Origin of the sequence: Leminorella grimontii (assembly GCF_039789245.1) — a bacterium.
Taxonomy (GTDB): domain Bacteria; phylum Pseudomonadota; class Gammaproteobacteria; order Enterobacterales; family Enterobacteriaceae; genus Leminorella; species Leminorella grimontii.
The window spans coordinates 3,008,288-3,029,319 of record NZ_CP146357.1; the positions used below are offsets into that span (position 1 = coordinate 3,008,288).

At 56.3% G+C, this 21,032-nt stretch carries 16 protein-coding genes and 1 riboswitch; of the genes, 12 read left to right on the forward strand and 4 right to left on the reverse strand.

Features of this window, described 5'->3' with window-relative positions; translation table 11 throughout:
• Positions 1 to 22 precede the first annotated feature (22 nt).
• The 8 genes from leuB to thiQ all read left to right on the forward strand — a co-directional run bounded on the left by leuB (position 23) and on the right by thiQ (position 9,119).
• The gene (leuB, locus tag V8L73_RS13965; RefSeq protein ID WP_027274704.1) at positions 23 to 1,114 is read left to right on the forward strand and encodes a 3-isopropylmalate dehydrogenase; all 1,092 of its coding nucleotides are present in this window, start codon (positions 23 to 25) and stop codon (positions 1,112 to 1,114) included.
• 14 nt (positions 1,115 to 1,128) lie between these two features.
• Positions 1,129 to 2,529 carry a 3-isopropylmalate dehydratase large subunit gene (gene leuC, locus V8L73_RS13970; protein WP_347253277.1) on the forward strand — a complete coding sequence of 467 codons (1,401 nt, stop codon included), beginning with the start codon at positions 1,129 to 1,131 and terminating at the stop codon, positions 2,527 to 2,529.
• Positions 2,530 to 2,541: 12 nt separating this feature from the next.
• Positions 2,542 to 3,144, forward strand: a complete 603-nt coding sequence (gene leuD / locus V8L73_RS13975) for a 3-isopropylmalate dehydratase small subunit (RefSeq protein WP_027274706.1) — start codon at positions 2,542 to 2,544, stop codon at positions 3,142 to 3,144.
• Positions 3,145 to 3,834: 690 nt separating this feature from the next.
• The gene (locus V8L73_RS13980) at positions 3,835 to 4,566 is read left to right on the forward strand and encodes a winged helix-turn-helix domain-containing protein (protein WP_347253278.1); all 732 of its coding nucleotides are present in this window, start codon (positions 3,835 to 3,837) and stop codon (positions 4,564 to 4,566) included.
• 281 nt (positions 4,567 to 4,847) lie between these two features.
• A complete protein-coding gene (locus tag V8L73_RS13985; RefSeq protein ID WP_027274707.1) occupies positions 4,848 to 5,564 on the forward strand; it encodes a DUF554 domain-containing protein in 717 nt (238 codons plus the stop codon).
• 67 nt (positions 5,565 to 5,631) lie between these two features.
• Positions 5,632 to 5,745, forward strand: a riboswitch (TPP riboswitch).
• Positions 5,746 to 5,852: 107 nt separating this feature from the next.
• Complete coding sequence (gene thiB / locus V8L73_RS13990) at positions 5,853 to 6,857, forward strand: thiamine ABC transporter substrate binding subunit (protein WP_347253279.1); 1,005 nt, start codon at positions 5,853 to 5,855, stop codon at positions 6,855 to 6,857.
• Positions 6,833 to 8,437 (forward strand): thiamine/thiamine pyrophosphate ABC transporter permease ThiP, encoded by a 1,605-nt coding sequence (gene thiP / locus V8L73_RS13995; protein ID WP_347253280.1) that lies wholly within the window; start codon positions 6,833 to 6,835, stop codon positions 8,435 to 8,437. Before thiB ends, thiP begins: the two co-directional genes overlap by 25 nt.
• Positions 8,424 to 9,119, forward strand: a complete 696-nt coding sequence (gene thiQ / locus V8L73_RS14000; RefSeq protein WP_347253281.1) for a thiamine ABC transporter ATP-binding protein ThiQ — start codon at positions 8,424 to 8,426, stop codon at positions 9,117 to 9,119. Before thiP ends, thiQ begins: the two co-directional genes overlap by 14 nt.
• An 11-nt stretch (positions 9,120 to 9,130) precedes the next feature.
• Here thiQ and V8L73_RS14005 read toward each other — a convergent pair whose 3' ends face one another.
• Positions 9,131 to 9,820 (reverse strand): DsbA family oxidoreductase, encoded by a 690-nt coding sequence (locus tag V8L73_RS14005; RefSeq protein ID WP_347253282.1) that lies wholly within the window; start codon positions 9,818 to 9,820, stop codon positions 9,131 to 9,133.
• 256 nt (positions 9,821 to 10,076) lie between these two features.
• Positions 10,077 to 10,655, reverse strand: a complete 579-nt coding sequence (locus tag V8L73_RS14010) for a hypothetical protein (protein WP_347253283.1) — start codon at positions 10,653 to 10,655, stop codon at positions 10,077 to 10,079.
• 203 nt (positions 10,656 to 10,858) lie between these two features.
• Here V8L73_RS14010 and V8L73_RS14015 point away from each other — a divergent pair, with 203 nt between their 5' ends.
• The 3 genes from V8L73_RS14015 (at position 10,859) to rluA (ending at position 16,928) form a co-directional block, all read left to right on the forward strand.
• Complete coding sequence (locus tag V8L73_RS14015; protein ID WP_347253284.1) at positions 10,859 to 13,225, forward strand: DNA polymerase II; 2,367 nt, start codon at positions 10,859 to 10,861, stop codon at positions 13,223 to 13,225.
• Between the two features lie 116 nt (positions 13,226 to 13,341).
• Positions 13,342 to 16,254 (forward strand): RNA polymerase-associated protein RapA, encoded by a 2,913-nt coding sequence (gene rapA, locus V8L73_RS14020; protein ID WP_347253286.1) that lies wholly within the window; start codon positions 13,342 to 13,344, stop codon positions 16,252 to 16,254.
• Between the two features lie 20 nt (positions 16,255 to 16,274).
• The gene (gene rluA / locus V8L73_RS14025) at positions 16,275 to 16,928 is read left to right on the forward strand and encodes a bifunctional tRNA pseudouridine(32) synthase/23S rRNA pseudouridine(746) synthase RluA (protein WP_347254826.1); all 654 of its coding nucleotides are present in this window, start codon (positions 16,275 to 16,277) and stop codon (positions 16,926 to 16,928) included.
• Between the two features lie 5 nt (positions 16,929 to 16,933).
• Here rluA and V8L73_RS14030 read toward each other — a convergent pair whose 3' ends face one another.
• On the reverse strand, positions 16,934 to 17,461 hold the full coding sequence (locus V8L73_RS14030; RefSeq protein ID WP_347253287.1) for an ATP-binding protein: 528 nt from the start codon (positions 17,459 to 17,461) through the stop codon (positions 16,934 to 16,936).
• A gap of 35 nt (positions 17,462 to 17,496) precedes the next feature.
• The gene (gene djlA, locus V8L73_RS14035; RefSeq protein ID WP_261832322.1) at positions 17,497 to 18,306 is read right to left on the reverse strand and encodes a co-chaperone DjlA; all 810 of its coding nucleotides are present in this window, start codon (positions 18,304 to 18,306) and stop codon (positions 17,497 to 17,499) included.
• Positions 18,307 to 18,596: 290 nt separating this feature from the next.
• Here djlA and lptD point away from each other — a divergent pair, with 290 nt between their 5' ends.
• Positions 18,597 to 20,957, forward strand: a complete 2,361-nt coding sequence (lptD, locus tag V8L73_RS14040; RefSeq protein ID WP_027274717.1) for an LPS assembly protein LptD — start codon at positions 18,597 to 18,599, stop codon at positions 20,955 to 20,957.
• The last annotated feature ends 75 nt before the right edge of the window (positions 20,958 to 21,032 follow it).

Sequence of the window (21,032 nt, forward strand, 5' to 3'; positions counted from 1 at the left end):
ACAACAGAGGTAAAGAGCAACTATGACGCGTTCCTATCACATTGCCGTTCTGCCCGGAGACGGCATCGGCCCCGAAGTCATGCAGCAGGCGATGAAGGTGCTAGACGCCGTGCGCCAACGTTTCGATATGGACATCACGACGCAGGAGTATGACGTCGGCGGCGCAGCCATCGACCGCCACGGCATGCCGCTACCGCCGCAAACCGTTGCCGGCTGCGAAAAGGCCGACGCTGTGCTGTTCGGTTCGGTCGGCGGCCCCAAGTGGGAGCACCTGCCGCCTAACGAGCAGCCGGAACGCGGCGCTCTGCTGCCCCTGCGTAAACATTTCCAGCTTTTTTCCAACCTGCGCCCGGCCAGCCTGTATAAGGGGCTGGAAGACTTCAGCCCGTTAAGAAGCGACATCGCCCATAAGGGGTTCGACATTCTTTGCGTACGCGAGCTGACCGGCGGCATTTACTTCGGCCAACCCAAAGGCCGCGAAGGCAGCGGCCCGCAGGAAAAGGCGTTTGATACCGAGGTGTATCACCGCTATGAGATTGAACGCATCGCCCATATCGCCTTTGAAGCCGCGCGCAAGCGCCGCTCAAAGGTGACGTCTATCGACAAATCGAACGTGCTGCAAACCTCCATTCTGTGGCGTGAAGTCGTAACGGAAGTCGCGAAGCAGTATCCGGACGTCAGCCTGAACCACATGTATATCGACAACGCCACCATGCAGATGGTGAAAGAGCCGTCTCAGTTCGACGTGGTGCTATGCTCCAACCTGTTTGGCGATATTTTGTCCGACGAATGCGCAATGATCACCGGCTCCATGGGCATGCTACCGTCAGCCAGTCTGAACGACAAAGGATTCGGCCTGTACGAACCGGCCGGCGGTTCCGCGCCGGACATTGCCGGCAAAAACATCGCCAACCCGATCGCCCAAATTCTGTCGCTGTCGCTTCTGCTGCGCTACAGCCTGAACGCCAATGACGCCGCCGACGCGATTGAAAACGCCGTCAACAAGGCGCTGGCGCAGGGATACCGCACCGGTGATTTAGCGGGCAACGGTCCGTCCGTTTCTACCAGCCAAATGGGCGATGCTATCGCTCAGTTCGTCGCACAAGGAGCATAACGATGTCTCAGAGCATGTCGAAAACACTGTATCAAAAATTATACGACGCACACGTTGTGTACGAAGCGCCGAACGAAACGCCGCTGCTGTATATCGATCGCCATCTGGTGCACGAAGTCACCTCTCCCCAGGCGTTTGACGGCCTGCGCGCCATGAAGCGCCCGGTTCGCCAACCGGAGAAAACCTTCGCCACCATGGACCACAACGTTTCAACTCAGACTAAAGACATCAACGCCTGCGGCGAGATGGCCCGCATCCAGATGCAGGAGCTGATTAAGAACTGTAAAGAGTTCAACGTCTCCCTGTACGATCTGAACCACCCTTATCAGGGCATCGTACACGTTATCGGGCCGGAACAGGGCATGACCCTGCCGGGTATGACTATCGTATGCGGCGACTCCCACACCGCCACTCACGGCGCGTTCGGCTCGCTGGCTTTTGGCATCGGCACTTCTGAAGTTGAGCACGTGCTGGCAACCCAAACCCTGAAGCAGGCCCGCGCCAAGACGATGAAAATCGAAGTGAACGGCGCTACCGCTCCGGGCATTACGGCGAAGGACATCGTGCTGGCCATTATCGGTAAAATCGGCCACGCCGGCGGTACCGACCACGTAGTGGAATTCTGTGGCGAAGCCATTGAAGCGCTGTCGATGGAAGGCCGCATGACCCTGTGCAACATGGCGATCGAAATGGGCGCCAAGGCCGGGCTGGTCGCGCCGGACGACGTTACCTTCAGCTACGTGAAGGGCCGCCAGTTCGCACCCAAGTCGGAACAGTGGGACGAAGCCGTCGCCTACTGGCGCACGCTGAAGTCCGATCCGGGCGCGTCGTTTGACGCCGTAGTGACGCTCAACGCCGCCGACATCGCCCCGCAGGTAACCTGGGGCACCAACCCGGGCCAAGTAATGGCGGTCGATCAGGCAATCCCTGCCCCCGAATCGTTCAGCGATCCGGTTGAACGCGCCTCGGCGGAAAAGGCGCTGGCCTATATGGATCTGAAAGCGGGCCAGAAGATGACCGACGTCGCCATCGACAAAGTGTTCATCGGCTCCTGCACCAACTCCCGTATTGAGGACCTGCGCGCCGCAGCCGCCGTCGCCAAGGGGCGCAAAGTCGCACCCGGCGTCGTCGCCATGGTAGTGCCGGGCTCCGGCCCGGTGAAAGCGCAGGCGGAAGAAGAAGGCCTGGACAAAATCTTTATCGAAGCCGGCTTTGAATGGCGCCTGCCGGGCTGTTCAATGTGTCTGGCGATGAACAACGACCGGTTAGAGCCGGGCGAACGCTGCGCGTCGACCAGCAACCGTAACTTTGAAGGCCGTCAGGGCCGGGGTGGGCGTACTCACCTGGTTAGCCCCGCGATGGCCGCCGCCGCAGCCATCAGCGGCCACTTTGCCGACATCCGTTCGCTGGCTTAAGGAGACAACAGCATGACGAAGTTTACTCAACATACCGGCATCGTAGTGCCGTTAGACGCCGCCAACGTAGATACGGACGCCATTATTCCCAAGCAGTTTCTACAAAAGGTCACCCGCACCGGCTTTGGCCAGCACCTGTTCAACGACTGGCGCTTTCTGGACGACGCGGGGCAAAAGCCCAATCCGGACTTCGTGCTGAACAAGCCGCGCTATAAGGGCGCGTCCATTCTGCTAGCGCGCGAAAACTTCGGCTGCGGCTCCTCTCGCGAGCACGCGCCCTGGGCGTTGACAGACTACGGCTTCAAAGTGGTGATCGCGCCAAGCTTTGCCGATATCTTTTACGGTAACTCCTTTAACAACCAGCTGCTGCCGGTCACGTTGGCCGAAGCGGAAATCGACGAACTGTTCGCGCTGGTAGCGGCACAGGAAGGCGTCACCTTTACCGTCGATTTAGAAAATCAAAAGGTGATTGCGGGCGATAAGGCCTACGCCTTTACCATCGACCCTTTCCGCAAGCATTGCATGATTAACGGATTGGACAGTATAGGCCTGACGCTGCAACACGACGATGCGATCGGCGCCTATGAAGCGAAGCAGCCAGCGTTCTTGCGATAGGCCGTCATTTTGATTGGTAAGCCCCGGCAAGGGGCTTACCTCATTAAAAACCCAATGTGTTTTCCACACACTTTTAAGCCATAATATAATTCATCCCCCACCCTACCAGCCCTTTAATATAATCATCTTTATAGAAAATACTTTCTCAAATTAGAAAGCCATCACCGCCCCTTAAAGGCCATAATATTAAAAAGGTTTTTACCCTATATTATTCTATAGAGTTAAAGAGATTTATTCTTATTAACATCTTTCCATTAACTAATAACAACCAAATAAAAACATAGTTACAACAAAACAAAAACAATAGTAAGAACTTGATAAATTTAATAATTAAAATAAATTATCATAATGAAACAAATTCTTACCTAATTGCCCATAAAAATATAACCTAATTTAAAACAACAAGATACGATAATTATTATTTAAAATAACTATTATTTGATTATTGATTATTTTAACTGCTTAACGTATTAATATATCCACGTCTGACATACAAAACCCAGGCAGGCAACACATTAATCAAGAAATAATTTTTATATTATTTTAAAACCCCATTTTGACCGATAGTAACGCTGCGCCCCGCTATAATCATCTTCGCGCAAATCAGACTGCCGTATTCAGGAAGAAAACACCGCGTCATCAACCGTCGTTCTATCGATCAAAATGCCGTTTATAAGGCTTGTTCTTTCTATGAAAAAAGATAGCAAAAACACGCATTGCGTCATTAACGGTTGGCTAATCGATAGCGCAACTGATTCCATCATTCATCAAGAGACAAAAGAAGTTAAACGCCTCGGTGAATTTCAATTCAAGCTGTTGCTGATCTTAAGCGAGCACGCCGGCGCCATACTTTCCAAAGAACGCTTGAACTCTCTGGTCTGGGAAAAGAGAGTCATTGGGCAAAACAGCCTCCCCAACGCAATACACGCGCTGCGGGCCGCGTTGGAAGACTCGGGGAAAGATCAGAAGGTCATTATCACCGTTCCACGAAAAGGCTATCTGCTGGAAAAAGCCTACTGCGTTTTGCAAACGCCTGCCGAAGACGGAGATAAAGCAGCGGCAGAGATAGAAACGACGCGGGTCGCGCCCCCTACTTTCACGATTGCCGAATCCAGCGAATCGCTTCCTCAAAACGAAAGCGCTTACCTTCAGGACATCGCATCGATGCGGACAGCCTGGGTGACAGGCCCCTCGGCCATCAAAGCCAAACGTCAAGGCCGTGGGCTTTACCTCAGCCTGTTTATGATGGTCGTTAGCGCCTTCACACTGGGCGTTTATGCCTTCACGCCCTCTCAGGCGTTTTCTGACGAAGAAAACGTACAAGAGTGCCAGAGCCCTTACAGGCTCACTCAGCTCAGCCAACCGGATACAAATGACCTGGCGTTGACAAAGATGCTTCATCTATTGAAAGAAAATGGGTAGGGAAAAGGCTCGCAAAAGGATCGTATAAGAAAAATTCTTACTCGATCCCGCGCCGCCCTATTTACTGTTGCGCCTTATTTCGCCAAAATGAGGGCCGCTTTTTAGATTCCCAACGCGTTATCATCAGTTTCTCTAAAATTGTCCATCGAACTTCTGCGGACAGCGAATTCTGTAAACGCTTATGTCATCGCCAGGAACGGCGCCTGCGCTAAATCCTTCGATTTAACCGCGCGGACGTTAATCCTTGCGTCAGAGTTTGATTGATTAATTCAGGAAAATACATGCTCGGTCCATATCTTAACGGCGCCGCAATCTTTTTTGGCGGCGCTCTCGGCCTTCTACTCGCGCCCATCATTCCTCTACGCCTGCGCGAAGGGCTTCCCGCCGCGTTTGCTATGACCTCCATCGCGATGGGCGTCGTCATGACGATCAAAGTACATCAGCTGCCCGCCGTCGCGCTGGCGCTGATTCTGGGCGTCGCCATCGGCGAACTTTGCTATATGGAAAAAGGCGTTCAGAAGTTCGGTTCTTTTATTCAACGCGCGCTGGCTCATATTGTTCCAACTCGCCATCACGGCATGACGCCGGAAGCCTATAGTCAGAATTTTACCGCTCTTATCGTGCTGTTTTGCGCCAGCGGCACCGGCGTCGTCGGTTCTTTGACGGAAGGTATGACCGGCGACTATCAGCTTTTACTGGTGAAATCGCTGCTCGACGTCTTCACCGCTGCTATTTTCGCAACGACCCTCGGCGTCGGCGTTATGACTATCGCCCTTCCCCAGTTAGCCATTCAGGCCGCCCTGTTCTGTTCCGCTCGCCTTATCATGCCCTTTATGGACGACGTTACGCTGGGCGACTTCTCTGCCTGCGGTGGAATTTTGATGATTGCCGTAGGGCTTCGCATCGCCCAAATAAAAACCTTCGCCGTGGTTAACTTCCTTCCGGCACTGGTTCTGATTGTTCCCATATCGCTCTATTGGCATAAGTTTATGGGATAAGCCCTCTTCTCGCCGCAGCCTTAAAATAAATCCGCTTCCTCCCCGCGGCGAGAGCAACTACAATATATTCACCTCAACGGGGTGCTTGCCTAAAAGCTGAGAATGCGTTCGGTCGCCTGAACCTTACCCGTAGAACCTGATCCGGTTAATGCCGGCGGAGGGATTTGAGAACGCGTATAGCCTAAGCCTACCGCTCAACGCGCCGTTGACTCAAAGACCTTTGTTTCCTTTTGTTTTATGACTTTTTTATAGCTTTTTATAGCTATTTATAAAAACCAGGAGCGCAAAGTGTTAAGAAAAGCCGTCGTTACTACGCTGCTGCTTATCGCCGCCAGCCCTATCTTTGCTGCCGACACAAAGCCGGTTCTGACCGTCTACACCTATGACTCCTTTGCCTCCGAATGGGGCCCGGGGCCCAAGATCAAGCAGGCTTTTGAGGCCGAATGCGGATGTACGCTCAATCTCGTTCCCCTGTCCGACGGCGTTTCTCTGCTCAACCGCCTGCGGATGGAAGGTAAAAACAGCCCTGCCGACGTCGTTCTGGGGTTAGACAACAACCTTACCGCTGCGGCTAAAAAAACCGGCCTGTTCGCCCCCCACGGCCAAGATGAGGACATGAAGAAACTCACCGTCCCCGGCGGCTGGCAGGACGACACCTTTATTCCCTACGACTACGGCTACTTCGCCTTTGTTTACAACAAAGAGGCGCTAAAAAATCCGCCTAAAAGCCTGAAAGAGCTGCTAGAGGGCGAACAAAAGTGGCGCGTTATCTACCAGGATCCGCGCACCAGTACACCCGGCCAAGGGCTGATGCTGTGGATGCAGAAAGTCTACGGCGATGAGGCAGCACAAGCCTGGCAAAAACTGTCAAAAAAAACCGTTACCGTGACCAAGGGCTGGAGCGAGTCCTACAAGCTGTTCTTAAAAGGCGAGGCCGATCTGGTGCTGAGCTACACCACCTCGCCCGCCTATCACATGATTGAAGAAAAAATCGACCGCTACGTCAGCGCGCCGTTTGAAGAAGGGCACTACCTGCAGGTTGAGGTCGCAGGGCGCCTCAAGGCAAGCCAACAGCCGGAGCTGGCGGATAAATTTATGGCGTTTATGACAACGCCGGCCTTCCAAAGCCAAATCCCCACCGCTAACTGGATGTATCCGGTTATCGACATCCCGCTGCCGGAGGCATTCTCACGCTTAGCCAAGCCGACCAAAGCGCTTCAGTTCAGCGCAGAGGACGTTGACGCCAACCGCGCATCCTGGATTCGGACGTGGCAAAGCGCCGTCAGCCGCTGATAGCGCCCTGGCTTTGGCCGGGCCTCCTGTCTGCGGGCCTTATTGTCAGCGTTGCTCTGGCCGCATTTATCACCCTATGGCTATACGCGCCGCCGGGCAATCTGCGCGCTTTGGCGAGCGACGCCTATCTATGGCACGTCGTACGCTTTACCTTCTGGCAGGCATTCTTATCCGCCGTCATCGCCGTGACGCCCGCGGTATTTATCGCCGGGGCGCTGTTTCGCCGAGAGTTTATCGGCAAAACGCTGCTGCTTCGCCTGTGCGCCATGACGCTGGTGCTGCCGGTGCTGGTGGCGGTATTTGGACTTCTGAGCGTTTACGGACAGCAGGGCTGGCTTTCTCAGCTGCTGCGGCTGATGGGCTTCACGCCGGAGTTTTCTATCTATGGCCTGACGGGCATCCTGCTGGCCCACGCCTTTTTCAACCTGCCGCTGGCGACCCGACTGCTGCTACAGGCGCTGGAAGGCGTGGCCGTTGAACAGCGCATGCTTGCCGCACAGCTGGGAATGAACGCCCGACAGCGCTTTCGCTTCGTCGAATGGCCTGCCTTGCGGCGCCAGCTTCTTCCCACTCTGGCTTTGGTATTTATGCTGTGTTTCGCCAGCTTCGCCACCGTGCTCACCCTCGGCGGCGGCCCCCGGGCAACGACCATTGAGCTGGCCATCTACCAAGCGCTTTATTACGACTTCGACTTGCAACGCGCCGCGCTGCTCGGCCTGATCCAACTTTTCTGCTGTATCGTCGTGGTGCTCGTCAGCCAACGTCTCAACGCCGCGCCGCCGGTTGGCGCGACCTACGGCCTGCGCTGGCGCGATCCTCGAGACTCGCGCCTGCGTAAAGCCGTCGACGCCATGCTTATTGTTGGCACTATGCTGTTTTTGATTCCGCCGCTGCTGTCGGTCATCATCGATGGCGTAAACGCCGCTGCCCCAAACGTTTTACGCCAGAGCGCGCTTTGGCAGGCGCTGTCGACGTCGCTGCGCATCGCGGCCGCTTCCGGCCTGCTTTGCCTCGCGCTTACCGTGATGCTGCTGTGGAGCAGCAGAGAGCTTAAGCTTCGCTACAGCCCCTGGGGAGGCCGACTTGAGGCCTGCGGCATGATGATACTGGCCATGCCGGCTATCGTGCTGGCCACCGGCTTTTTCCTGCTGCTTAGCCACAGCGTTGGCCTGCCTAAATCCGCCGACGGGCTGGTTATTTTCACTAACGCGCTGATGGCCATCCCCTATGCGCTCAAAGTGCTGGAAAACCCGATGCGGGATCTGGCGGAACGCTATACGCTGCTGGCCCAGTCACTCGGAATGAACGGCTATAGTCGCCTGAAATGGATCGAACTTCGCGCGCTCAAGCGCCCTATGGCTCAGGCGCTGGCCTTTGCCAGCGTGCTGTCTATCGGCGACTTCGGCGTTATCGCCCTGTTTGGCAATGACGAATTTCGCACCTTACCCTATTATCTTTACCAGCAGTTAGGCAACTACCGCAGCGCGTCTGCGGCCGTTACTTCGCTACTGCTGCTGCTGGTAAGCTTCGCCCTGTTTACACTGATTGAACGGTTACCCGGACGCCATGATCGCACTTGATGACCTCTGCTATCCCTATCCGCCGCTTTTCCTGCGCTTTACTCTTAAGGCCAAGTCGGGCGAGCGCATCGCTATTCTCGGCCCCAGCGGCGCGGGTAAAAGCACGCTTTTGCACCTTATCGCCGGCTTTGTTTTTGCGCACAGCGGAGAGCTTAAGCTTAACGGGCAAGATCACCGAGACACGCCGCCGTCCGAGCGCCCGGTTTCCATTTTGTTTCAGGAAAACAATCTGTTCGCGCACCTTACCGTCGAGCAAAATATCGGTCTGGGCCTGGATCCCGGGCTTAGCCTGTCGGAAGAACAAAGGCAAAAAAGGCGGGATATTGCCAGCAGGGTTGGCCTGTTCGACTACATGGACCGCCTGCCGTCGCAGCTGTCCGGCGGTCAGCGTCAGCGGGTGGCGCTGGCTCGCTGCCTGGTGAGAGACCGGCCTATCCTGCTTCTGGATGAGCCCTTTTCGGCGCTGGATCCGGCGCTGCGAAGCGATATGCTCACGCTGTTGGAAGAAGTCTGCGATGAGCAAGCGCTCACCTTGTTGATGGTGTCGCACAATCTGGACGATGCGGCCCGCATCGCCGACAGAACGCTGCTGGTGAATGAAGGCTGTATCGTTTATGACGGGCCGACGGCCGCGCTGCTGAGCGGCGGCTCGGAAGCAGCGGCAATTCTCGGAGTTCGCTAACGGCCACGCCGTTAGCCAAAAGCGTCCTCCTGATGGGAAGAGCCGCCGTTCAGGCGGCCAAGCCTTTGCGCCTCCTGCTCCACCTTCACCAGCACGTCGCTAAAAACGTCTACCGGTTGAGCGCCCGACACCGCATATTTATTATCAAAAATGAAGAAAGGCACCGACGTGATTTTCAGCTGGCGGGCAAGCCCTTCATCGGCGCGCACCGCCTCGCCATAGCGATCGCTCACTAACATTTCTCTCGCTACGTCGACGTTCAACCCTGCTTTCTGTCCAAGCTCAACCAGCGTGCGCCGGTCAGACAGATTTCGCCCCTCGGTAAACGACGCGTAAAACAACGCCTCGCCGACGGCATCGGCAGAACCGCTGCCCGCGGCGAAATGCAGCAGCCGATGCGCATCAAACGTATTGGTAGGAATGAGCCTGTCGAAGCGAAAGCTCAGGCCGGCAATGGCCCCCTGACGCGCAATCTGTTCGGTCATCTCTTTTACTTCCATGATGCCCATATCGTACTTTTCCGACAGGTGACGATAGATATCTCCGCTTTGTAGCGAAACGGCGCGAGGATCCAGCTCGAAGCTTCGAAAAACGATCTCTGCACGCTCGATAAGCCCGCATGCGGACAGCGCTCTCTTAAGGTGCTGCTTGCCGATATAGCAAAACGGACAGGAAAAATCTGACCACATCTGTATCTTCATCGTTCGTTACCCCTACCTATTGAGGCGGCGCAAAAAGCCATCGGCGTCCGTTACGACGCACAGGCAGCTTAAAGAATGGCGGATATCTCTCCTAAAAAGCGTGTTTTCAGGCTGTGGCGCACAGTTAACCGACCACCTGATTTAAGGGTAGAACACGCTTTCATGAAAATAGCAGTCTAAACGTCAACCAAAACGCAAGGATGTGACCACGATCGAAGATCCCGCCGGACCCGGCGGGATTGTAAAGCCTAATGCATCACGGAAAGGACTGGCTCGACGTCAGCATCAGCCGGTTATTCTTGAAGGTAAAATAATGATTCGTCAGCCCAACGCAGCCTTCGGCCTGCTCGTCCGTTGCGCTATCCAGCGCGTCAACCTCAATGCGAACCAGCATCCCCGGCGCGTAATCGCCAAGCTCTTTGGCGGAAAAGCTGCCGCTGAAGGTGGTGACGCAGCCGTTCTCCTTGTCTTCCGTTTTATGCGTCTTAAAGCCCCGCCCGTCGGCGCTTAGCGCAATCTGACGGATAGACTGAAGGTTTCGCAGCACGTTGGCGCCGCAGGCCTCGATATCCTTTTGCTCCATAACGATGGAACCATCGCCGGCCGAGCACATCTCAGGCCCGCTTTCCCCTGCGGCTAGGTGGTCAAGCTGGAACACTTCCGGTTCGATAAATCGGCTCACCGCGCCGATGTCTTTGTTCGCGACGGCGGTCTGAAGTTGTTCAAACTGGAGCAGCGCCTGAGCGCGCTGGGCATCGTTTAATTCGGATGCTTGAACCGAAGCCGCAGAGCACAGCGCGGCGGCGGTCAAAAAGGCGAGAAGTTTCCCCTTCATCGGATGACTGTCCTTATTAGCTATGTTGATAAAAATGACGCTCGATAAGCTCAATGTATACACTATGCGGCAGTTTGCAACGGATTTTCCGCTTGAAATCGGCGACGGTATCGGACGCGTCCAAAAGCGTTAACGCCTGTATGGATATACATGTTAGGCTTTATTCGCATAAGCATATTTTACGACGATAAAAGGCATAGGGCGTGAGCACGGCGCAACGGGGTTTTATTCTTACTCGACACTGGCGGGACACCCCCGCGGGGATTGAGATTGACTACTGGCTGGCGACCGACAGCGGGCCGGTCCGACTGCGCCTGCCGCTCCAGCAGGCCGTTGCCTTCGTTCTCGCAGACCGGCGTTCCGCCGTTGAGGCTCTTATAGCCAGCGAGCGCGGCTGCCGGATAAGGCCGCTCACGATGCGGGACTTCCAGCGTCGTCCGGTCGACGGATTATACTGTAGCCAATACCGTCAGCTGCAAAGGTTGGAAAAGCAGCTGGAGGAAGCCGGTATTCCCGTGTACGAGGCCGACGTTCGTCCGCACGAACGCTACCTGATGGAGCGCTTTATCACCGCTCCGGTCTGGTTTCAGGGCGACAAAGCCGCCGACGGCAGCCTTCGCTGCGCCCGCCTTAAGCCTGCGCCCGACTATCGCCCCGCCCTTCGCTTTGTTTCGCTGGATATCGAAACCTCCGAGCGCGGAGAACTTTACTCCATAGGGCTCTACGGCTGCGGGCAAAGCCAGGTCTACATGCTGGGGCCGCAAAGCGACGAGCGGCAGCCGGAGGGCGTTAACCTGGAATACGTCGCCAGCCGCCCGCTGATGCTGCAAAAACTCAATCAGTGGCTGGCGGAGCACGATCCCGACGCCATTATCGGCTGGAATCTGGTGCAGTTCGACCTTCAGGTGCTGCAAAAGCACGCCGAGCGCTATCGCGTTCCGCTGCTTTTTGGCCGAGGGGCAAGCGCGCTTGAGTGGCGCGAGCACGGCTTCAAACAGGGCCACTTTTTTGCCTCAGCCAGCGGCAGGCTTATCATCGACGGCATCGAGGCGCTAAAAAGCGCGACCTGGAACTTCCCCTCGTTCAGCCTGGAAAACGTCTCCCGCGAACTGCTCAATGAAGGCAAGGCGATTGATAATCCCTATCAGCGCATGGACGAAATCAACCGCATGTTTCGGGAGGACAAGCCGGCTCTCGCCTACTACAACCTGATGGACTGCGTGCTGGTGGCGCGCATCTTTGAAAAAACCCAAATGTTTCCTTTTTTGCTGGAGCGCGCAACCGTCACCGGGCTTGCCGCCGACCGCAGCGGCGGCTCCGTCGCCGCCTTCAGCCACCTCTATCTGCCGCGCATGCACCGCATCGGCTTCGTGGCGCCGAGCCTGGGCCGCCTGCCGGAAGAACACAGCCCCGGCGGCTACGTCATGTCGTCCACGCCCGGCCTGTACGACTCGGTGTTAGTGCTGGACTACAAGAGCCTGTATCCATCCATCATCCGCACCTTTCTTATCGATCCGGTCGGGCTGATTGAGGGCACGCTCAATCCGGACGATGTCGACACCGTCGCCGGCTTCAGACAGGCGCGCTTTTCCCGCAGCGTACACTGCCTGCCCGATATCGTTAAAGGGATTTGGCAGGGGCGGGAAGAGGCCAAGCGGCAAAACAACAGACCGCTTTCTCAAGCGCTGAAAATCATCATGAACGCCTTCTACGGCGTGCTGGGCTCCAGCGGCTGCCGCTTTTTCGACCCTCGCTTGGCATCGTCAATTACCCTGCGGGGTCATGAAATTATGTTAAAAACGCGCGAACTGATTGAGGAACGGGGCTTTGACGTCATCTACGGCGATACCGATTCAACCTTTGTCTGGCTTAAGGAAAAGCACGACAACGCACGGGCGCAAAAGATTGGCCGAGAGCTCGTCGCCCACGTCAACCAGTGGTGGGCCAGAACGCTCAAAGAGAACATGGGGCTAGACTCAGCGCTGGAGCTTGAATTTGAAACCCACTTCAACCGATTCCTGATGCCCACCATCCGCGGCGCCGAAGAGGGCAGCAAAAAGCGCTACGCCGGGCTCATCGTTCATGACGACGGCAGCGATGAAATCGTCTATAAGGGAATGGAAACGGTTCGCACCGACTGGACCCCGCTGGCGCAGCATTTTCAGCAGGAGCTCTATTCGCGCATTTTCCACGGGCTTCCCTATCAATCGTTCGTTCGCGACTACGTGGCGAAAACGCTCGCCGGCGAGTTCGACGATCGGCTGATTTACAGCAAGCGCCTGCGCCGTCGGCTGGCCGACTATCAGAAAAACGTGCCGCCGCACGCGCGCGCGGCCCGGCTGGCGGACGACTACAATCAGGCGCACGGCAGGCCGCTGCAATACCAAAACGGCGGCGTCATTCGTTACCTGATAACCCTACAGGGCCCTGAACCGCTGGAAATCCTGCGCTCCCCCATCGACTATCAACACTATATTTCGCGCCAGCTTGCGCCGATTGCGGATGCAATCCTGCCGTTTATGCACGATAATTTTGATTCGCTGATTACCGGGCAAATGGGCTTGTTTTAACGACTTCCGATCATTACCATAGCGCCCTTATTTTTATACGCCTCGCCTTGCCGCCAATTTGTGCGGCGGCCTCCCCGATGGCGAGAGTCAACCACCATTAAGAAGCCGATAGATATATGCCTTTTACTGTAGGTCAACGCTGGATTAGTGACACGGAAAGTGATTTAGGGCTGGGAACGGTCGTCGCAACAGACGCGCGCACGGTTACCCTGCTGTTCCCCGCCATTGGCGAAAACCGCCTCTACGCTCGTAAAGATGCCCCCATCACTCGCGTCATGTTCAACCCAGGCGACCGCGTGACCAGCCATGAAGGCTGGCAGCTTATCGTTGACGAGGTCAAAGAGGCGGATGGCGTTCTGACCTACCTGGGCCGCAGAACGGACGGGGATGAGGACGTCGTATCCCTCCGGGAAATTATGCTCGACAGCAAGCTGACCTTCAGTAAACCGCAGGACAGGCTGTTTGCCGGTCAGATTGACCGCATGGACCGCTTTTGCCTGCGCTATCGCGCCAGAAGGTATCAAAGCGAACAGTTTCGCATGCCGTGGAGCGGCCTGTGCGGCGTTCGCGCAAGCCTTATCCCCCATCAGCTGCATATCGCGCACGAAGTGGGACGCCGCCACGCGCCGCGCGTTTTGCTGGCCGATGAGGTTGGTCTGGGGAAAACCATCGAGGCCGGTATGATTATTCACCAGCAGCTGCTGGTGGGTCGCGTCGATCGCGTTCTGATCGTGGTGCCGGAGACTCTCCAGCACCAGTGGCTTATCGAAATGCTCAGGCGCTTCAACCTGCACTTTTCGCTGTTTGACCACTCTCGCATTTATGACGAAACGCGGCAGGAATCAGAAAACCCGTTTGAATCGGAACAGCTGGTCATCTGCTCGCTGGACTTCCTTTGCCAGCTCGACGCAAAACAGCAGGCGCAGCTGGTTGACGCCGGCTGGGACATGCTTATCGTCGACGAAGCGCACCACCTTGAGTGGAACGAGGCCGAGCCCAGCGTTCAGTATCAAATCATCGAGCGACTGGCGCAGCATATCCCTTCAGTGCTGTTGTTAACCGCCACGCCGGAACAGCTTGGTCAGGAGAGCCACTTTGCGCGCCTGCGCCTGCTGGACTCAAACCGTTTCCACGACTACCGGGAGTTCCTCGCCGAGCAGCAAAAGTATAAGCCGGTCGCTGACGCCGTTAGCCTGCTGGTCAGCGGCGAAACGCTGAACAATGACGCCCTCAACGCGCTCGGCGAGCTGATAAGCGAGCAGGACATCGAACCGCTGCTCAAGGCGGCGAATCTGAAAGGCGACGAAGGCGAAAGCGCCCGCCAGGAGCTGGTGACCATGCTGATGGACAGGCACGGCACCAGCCGCGTGCTGTTTCGCAATACCCGTCAGGGCGTGAAAGGCTTCCCTCTGCGCTACCTGCACCAAATCAAGCTGCCGCTCCCGGCGCAGTACCAGACCGCCTTCAAGGTCGCCCGCATGATGAACGGCTCGGCGTCGCTCTCTTCTCGCGCGCACGACATGCTCTACCCGGAGCAAATTTTTCAATCGCTGGAAGGCGACGGCATCAGCTGGCTGAACTTTGACCCGCGCGCGCAGTGGCTTATCGACTATTTAAAGCAGAACCGTCAGGAAAAGGTGCTGGTTATCTGCGCCAAGGCCGCAACGGCCCTACAGCTGGAGCAGGTGCTGCGCGAGCGAGAAGGCATCTACGCGGCGGTCTTCCACGAAGGGCTGTCTCTGGTTGAGCGCGATCGCGCCGCCGCCTGGTTCGCCGAACGGGACAACGGCGCTCAGGTGCTGCTGTGCTCTGAAATCGGCTCTGAAGGCCGTAACTTCCAGTTCGCCAACCGGCTGGTGATGTTTGACCTGCCGTTTAACCCTGACCTGCTGGAACAGCGCATCGGCCGTCTGGACCGCATAGGCCAAAGCCGCGACATTCAAATCATGGTGCCCTATCTGGAAAATACCGCGCAGGCCATTCTTATCCGCTGGTTCCACGAAGGGCTGGACGCCTTTGAACACACCTGCCCGACCGGCCGCCCTGTGTATGACGCCGTGCGCGACGAACTGATGGGCTATCTAGCAGAGCCGTCGGTACAGGAAGGCTTTGACGACTTTATCGCCCGCAGCCGCGAAAAGCACCTGAGCCTGAAGGCCCAGTTGGAAAACGGCCGCGACCGCCTGCTCGAAATGAACTCTAACGGCGGCGAGAAGGCGCAGACGCTGGCCGGCGCCATCGGCGAGCAGGACAACAACGTCGACCTGGTCGGCTTTACGCTCAACCTGTTCGACATCATCGGCATCAATCAGGACGATGACAGCGACAATCTGATGATCCTGACGCCGTCTGACCACATGCTGGTGCCGGACTTCCCCGGACTGCCGCAGGACGGCTGTACGATTACCTTCGACAGGGACATCGCGCTGTCCCGCGAGGATGCTCAGTTTATCAGTTGGGAACACCCTATCGTTCGCAACGGCCTCGACCTGATTCTGTCCGGCGATACCGGCAGCTGTGCCGTTTCGCTGCTGAAAAACAAGGCGCTGCCGGTCGGCACCATGCTGATGGAGCTGATTTACGTGGTGGAGGCGCAGGCGCCTAAGAACCTGCAGCTTACCCGCTTCCTGCCGCCGACGCCGGTCCGCCTGCTGCTTGACCGCAAGGGCAACAATCTGGCCGACAGCGTCGAGTTTGAAAGCTTCAATCGTCAGCTTAACGCCGTTAACCGCCACACCGGCAGCAAGCTGGTTAACGCCGTTCAAAAGGACATTTATGAAGTTTTGCAGCTCGGAGAAAGCGCGATAGCAGAACGTGCGGCAGCGCTTATCGAAGCAGCTCGCCGCGAAGCCGACGACACGCTGACGCAGGAGCTCAGCCGCCTGAACGCCCTGAAGGCGGTTAACCCGACCATTCGGGACGATGAGCTTGAGGCGATTGAGCAAACTCGCCAGCAGAGCCTGCTCTGCCTGGAACAGGCGACCTGGCGGCTCGACGCGCTGCGCATGATTGTCGTCACGCACCAGTAACCAGAGAGACTTGCGCCATGATGGAACACTACGCTCCGCCAACCGAACCCTGGCTTCACGTTCTGTACCAGGACGACCACATCATCGTGGTCAACAAGCCGAGCGGTTTACTGTCGGTGCCGGGCAAAGCCCCGGAGCACCGCGACAGCGTCATGGCGCGCGTTCAGCGCGACTTCCCCGCCGCTGAGTCCGTCCACCGGCTGGATATGGCCACCAGCGGCGTGATGGCCGTCGCGCTCACCAAGGCCGCGGAGCGCGAGCTTAAACGCCAGTTCCGCGAACGGGAACCGAAAAAAAGCTATCTGGCCCGCGTGTGGGGCCATTTGGAAAAAGATGAAGGGCTGGTTGACCTGCCGCTTATCTGCGACTGGCCTAATAGGCCGAAGCAAAAGGTCTGTTTTGAAACCGGCAAAAGCGCGCAAACCGAGTATCGCGTGCTGAGCCGGGACGCCGACGGCACCACGCGCGTTCTGCTTATGCCCATCACCGGCCGCTCTCACCAGCTGAGGGTGCATATGCTGGCGCTGGGCCATCCTATTCTGGGAGACAAGTTCTACGCCCATCCGGAAGCCAAAGCCATGGCGCCCCGCCTGCTGCTGCACGCCCGCGAGCTGTGGATTACCCACCCGAAGTTCGGCGGGCCGATGCATTTTACGTGCGAGGCGGAGTTTTAAGGCCGTCAGTCACAGGCCTTCAGGTGAGTTAAAAGTTCATCAATACACGCATCGACGCCTTTACCTGCGGTATCAATAACAATGCGAGGCTCTTTCCAGGGCCAGTATTCTCTTTCGTGCATAATCTGTCGCCAGGTCGGCAACACCAGCCCGGGCACTTCCGACCGACGGGCTTCAACCCGCTGGCGGTGCTCATCTTCGTCGCTACAGACAAACTCCACGTCCAACGACACAACGCCCGCCTCTTGGGCAATTTCCCGCCAGCGCATGCGGGACCAGTCGACGGGGTTGACGCAGTCTGCGATCACGCAGTGGCCTAACGCCAGATTATCCTTCGCCAGCGCGCCGCAAACTTCATATCCGGCAATGCCGACGTCGTTTCTGAGCACGTCCGAGCGGCGAATCGCCTGCTCCGCAGAGTCAATTCGTAAATAGACCGCCTGCGTGCGGGCCGCCAGCGCCTTGGCTATCGTACTTTTTCCTACGCCCGGCAGCCCGCTGAAGATAAGTAACAGATTTTCTCGCGTCATCATGTCGATAAAGGCTCCTCAACGTAGGGCTGGACTTACTATTTAAACCCCTTCTCCCGCTTGATGAGATCGTAAGCGGCCTGAATTTCCTGCGCCTTCTGCTTGGCGATTTCCATCATCTCAGGCGGCAGCCCTTTGGCAACCAGCTTATCGGGGTGGTGTTCCGTCATCAGCTTGCGGTAAGCGCGCTTGATGGTGGCCGCATCGTCTTCCGGCTTAACGCCCAGCACGCTACAGGCATCCTCCAGCGTCGGGCCGGAATGGGCGCTATAGCCGCCCTGCTGCCCCTGCCAGCCGCCGCCGAACTGCCGACCGCTTTGGATCATATCCAACAGCCTGTCGAGCTGTACCCGGGAAATGCCAAGCTCTTCGGCGATAACGTGCAGCACCTGACGCTCGTTGGGGTGCAGCACGCCGTCGGCAAAAGCCGCCTGCAGCTGAATCTCTAAAAACATGCGCAGCAGGTCTGCTCGCCCAAAGCAAACGGTTCGAAATTCTTTAAGCTTTGCCCGCAGCGGGTAGCTGCTTTGTTTACCCTCGCGAAACGCCTGTTGGGCGTCTTCTCTGCGTGAGCCAAACAGCTGCATTCTGTCCATGATGATCGAGGCGTTTTTAATATCCACTTCCGTCACTCGCCCCTTGGACTTGGTCAAGTGCCCCATGACCTGGAACGTCGTTCGGAAAAACAGCGCCTGCCGCGCCTGCTGGTTAGCAAAAAAACCTCCACGGCGGACATTTCTGGCATTATCAATCATATGGCCAACGATAAGGCCTAAAAGAATCGCCCAAAATCCGCCGCCGGAGACGATCCCCAGCAGAACGCCCAGAATTTTACCCCAATACTGCATATCACCCTCAATTGACCATGCTGCAAACTGCAAATTGCATTATCATACTCGTCAAAGATTGAACCGCCTAACGGTGATGATAAGATTTAACGCTGGAGTAACAGCGGGGAGTAGGCTACTCTCACGAGATTTGCTTCTGCTAATATTTATACTTGGAAGTGTTCGAGCTACTTTTTCGGGCGGTTTTTGCTGTCCCTATGCCGAATAAAACAGGTAGAATTCGCTAATACCGCGTAGCTCGAAGGACTATCGGGTACAGCCGCAACAGATGGAATATCAAGACGAAACGCATGAAAAAACGTTACCCTACTCTGCTGGCCTCCACCATTTGGATGGCTTTATACAGCCAGAACGCCTTGGCCGACACCAACCCGCTAGCCGAACAGTGTATGCTCGGCGTTCCTATGTACGAGCGCCCTCTGGTTTCAGGGGATCCGAACAGCCTGCCGGTTCATATTGAATCCGACGACAGTCAGGTAAACTACCCCGCCAGCGCCGTCTTTACGGGTAACGTCATTATTGAGCAGGGTAACCGCCTGATGACGTCCGATCAGGCTGAAGTGCACCAGACGCCTCAGGAAGGGCAGCCCGATCCGCTTCGTACCGTCACGGCTACCGGCAACGTCAAGTATGACGACAACATGATCAAGCTGAGCGGCCCCAAGGCGTGGTCGAACCTGAATACCAAAGATACCGACCTCTATGAGGGGCAGTATCAAATGGTAGGCCGCCAGGGGCGCGGACAGGCCGACGTGATGAAAGTGCGGGAAGCGAACCGCTACGCGATCCTTGAAAACGGCACCTTTACCTCCTGCCTTCCCGGCGATAACAGCTGGAGCCTCGTCGGTTCGGAAATCATCCACGACAACGAAGAAGAGCTGGCGGAAATCTGGAACGCCCGATTTAAAATAGGGCCGGTCCCCGTTTTCTATAGCCCCTATTTACAGTTCCCGACCGGCAACAAGCGCCGCTCCGGCTTCCTGTTGCCCAACGCAAAGTTCAGCAACAACAGCGGCTTTGAGTTCGCACTGCCGTACTACTGGAACATTGCGCCCAACTTCGATGCCACCATTACGCCCCACTACATCGCCGAACGCGGCATGCAGTACCAAAACGAATTCCGCTACCTGCTGGCGCCGGGCGCCGGCCTGATGGAGTTCGACTGGCTTAAGGGCGACAATAAGTTCTCATCCGATTATCCCAATGAAGACAACAGCGACCGCTGGCTATTCTACTGGGCGCACTCCGGCGTCATGGACCAGCACTGGCGCTTTAACGTCGACTATACCAAGCTGAGCGACTACCGCTATCTGAGCGATTTCGATAGCGAATACGGTTCCAGCACCGACGGTTACGCTACGCAAAAATACAGCGTCGGCTACGCCGCTCAAAGCTGGAACGTGACCGCCGCGATGAAGAAGTTCCAGATTTTCGACCAAGGGGGCAACGCTAACGCCTACCGCGCCGAGCCTCAGGTAGACTTTAACCAGTATATGTACGATCTGGGTGGATTAGATCTTCATACCTATGCGCAGGTCGCCAAATTTACCAGCGAAAACGCCAGCAATCCGAAAGCGGTGCGCGCCCACCTCGAGCCGACGCTCAGCCTGCCGCTGGCCAACCGCTGGGGCAGCATCGACAGCGAAGTCAAGCTGATGGCGACCCATTACGATCAGGATATTCCCGACAGCAACACGAATACCAAGCTTAAGGATTCCGTTAACCGCGTGCTGCCGCAGTACAAAGTCTCCGGCAAGGTGGTTTTCGACAGGCCTATCGACATGTGGCAGGACTATACTCAAACGCTAGAGCCTCGCGTTCAGTATCTATACGTCCCGTATAAAGACCAAAGCGACATCAATATTTACGACTCGACGCTGCTGCAGTTCGACTATACCGGCCTGTTCCGCGATCGCGCCTACAGCGGGCTTGACCGCATATCCTCCGCCAATCAGGTTACTACGGGGTTAACGACCCGGGTTTACGATGAAGGGCAAAACGAGCGTTTTAACGCCTCTATCGGCCAGATTTATTATTTTGAAAAACCACGCATTGGTGATGATACAAACACTAACAGCACCAGCATGGACAAGGACAGCGATACGGGCAGCGTTATCTGGGCCGGCGACACGTTTTGGAAAATCAGTCCGACTACGGGGCTGCGCGGCGGCGTTCAGTACGATACGCGCCTCGATACCATTTCGGTTGCCAACGCCGTCGCTGAATACCGTAAAGACAGCGAACGCGTTCTACAGATAAGCTATCGCTATGCCAGTAAAGAATACGTTTCCGCCATGACCACCAACCTGTCTACGGGAAGCTCGGCCTATAATCAGGACATTTCCCAAATCGGCGCCATCGGCACTTGGCCTATTGCCGACCGCTGGTCGATGACGAGCGGCTATTACTATGACACGAAACTAAAACAGACTGCTGATGGTCTAATTGGCGTTCAGTACAACACGTGCTGTTGGGCCGTCGGCGTTCGCTATGAAAGAAAGATCGTCGGCTGGGACAACACCAAGTTCAACAGTGACTACGACAACAAGGTTTCGTTCAACGTTGAGCTTCGCGGCCTGAGCCGTAATTACAACCGCGGCGGAACCAAGATGCTGAGCAGGGGCATTCTCCCTTATCAGCAGGCTTTCTAAGGGTTCACGGCACGCTAAAGACAGCCTTACATTTTTACGATAAACCGCTAAAAGCGAATGATGAAATGAAAAAAG

Excerpts from the sequence above, each read along its gene's own strand:
- leuB (WP_027274704.1), top strand. The coding sequence starts at position 23 with ATGACGCGTTCCTATCACATTGCCGTTCTGCCCGGAGACGGCATCGGC.
- leuC (WP_347253277.1), top strand. The coding sequence starts at position 1,129 with ATGTCGAAAACACTGTATCAAAAATTATACGACGCACACGTTGTGTAC.
- leuD (WP_027274706.1), top strand. The coding sequence starts at position 2,542 with ATGACGAAGTTTACTCAACATACCGGCATCGTAGTGCCGTTAGACGCC.
- V8L73_RS13980 (WP_347253278.1), top strand. The coding sequence starts at position 3,835 with ATGAAAAAAGATAGCAAAAACACGCATTGCGTCATTAACGGTTGGCTA.
- V8L73_RS13985 (WP_027274707.1), top strand. The coding sequence starts at position 4,848 with ATGCTCGGTCCATATCTTAACGGCGCCGCAATCTTTTTTGGCGGCGCT.
- thiQ (WP_347253281.1), top strand. The coding sequence starts at position 8,424 with ATGATCGCACTTGATGACCTCTGCTATCCCTATCCGCCGCTTTTCCTG.
- V8L73_RS14005 (WP_347253282.1), bottom strand. The coding sequence starts at position 9,820 with ATGAAGATACAGATGTGGTCAGATTTTTCCTGTCCGTTTTGCTATATC.
- V8L73_RS14010 (WP_347253283.1), bottom strand. The coding sequence starts at position 10,655 with ATGAAGGGGAAACTTCTCGCCTTTTTGACCGCCGCCGCGCTGTGCTCT.
- rapA (WP_347253286.1), top strand. The coding sequence starts at position 13,342 with ATGCCTTTTACTGTAGGTCAACGCTGGATTAGTGACACGGAAAGTGAT.
- rluA (WP_347254826.1), top strand. The coding sequence starts at position 16,275 with ATGGAACACTACGCTCCGCCAACCGAACCCTGGCTTCACGTTCTGTAC.
- V8L73_RS14030 (WP_347253287.1), bottom strand. The coding sequence starts at position 17,461 with ATGATGACGCGAGAAAATCTGTTACTTATCTTCAGCGGGCTGCCGGGC.
- djlA (WP_261832322.1), bottom strand. The coding sequence starts at position 18,306 with ATGCAGTATTGGGGTAAAATTCTGGGCGTTCTGCTGGGGATCGTCTCC.
- lptD (WP_027274717.1), top strand. The coding sequence starts at position 18,597 with ATGAAAAAACGTTACCCTACTCTGCTGGCCTCCACCATTTGGATGGCT.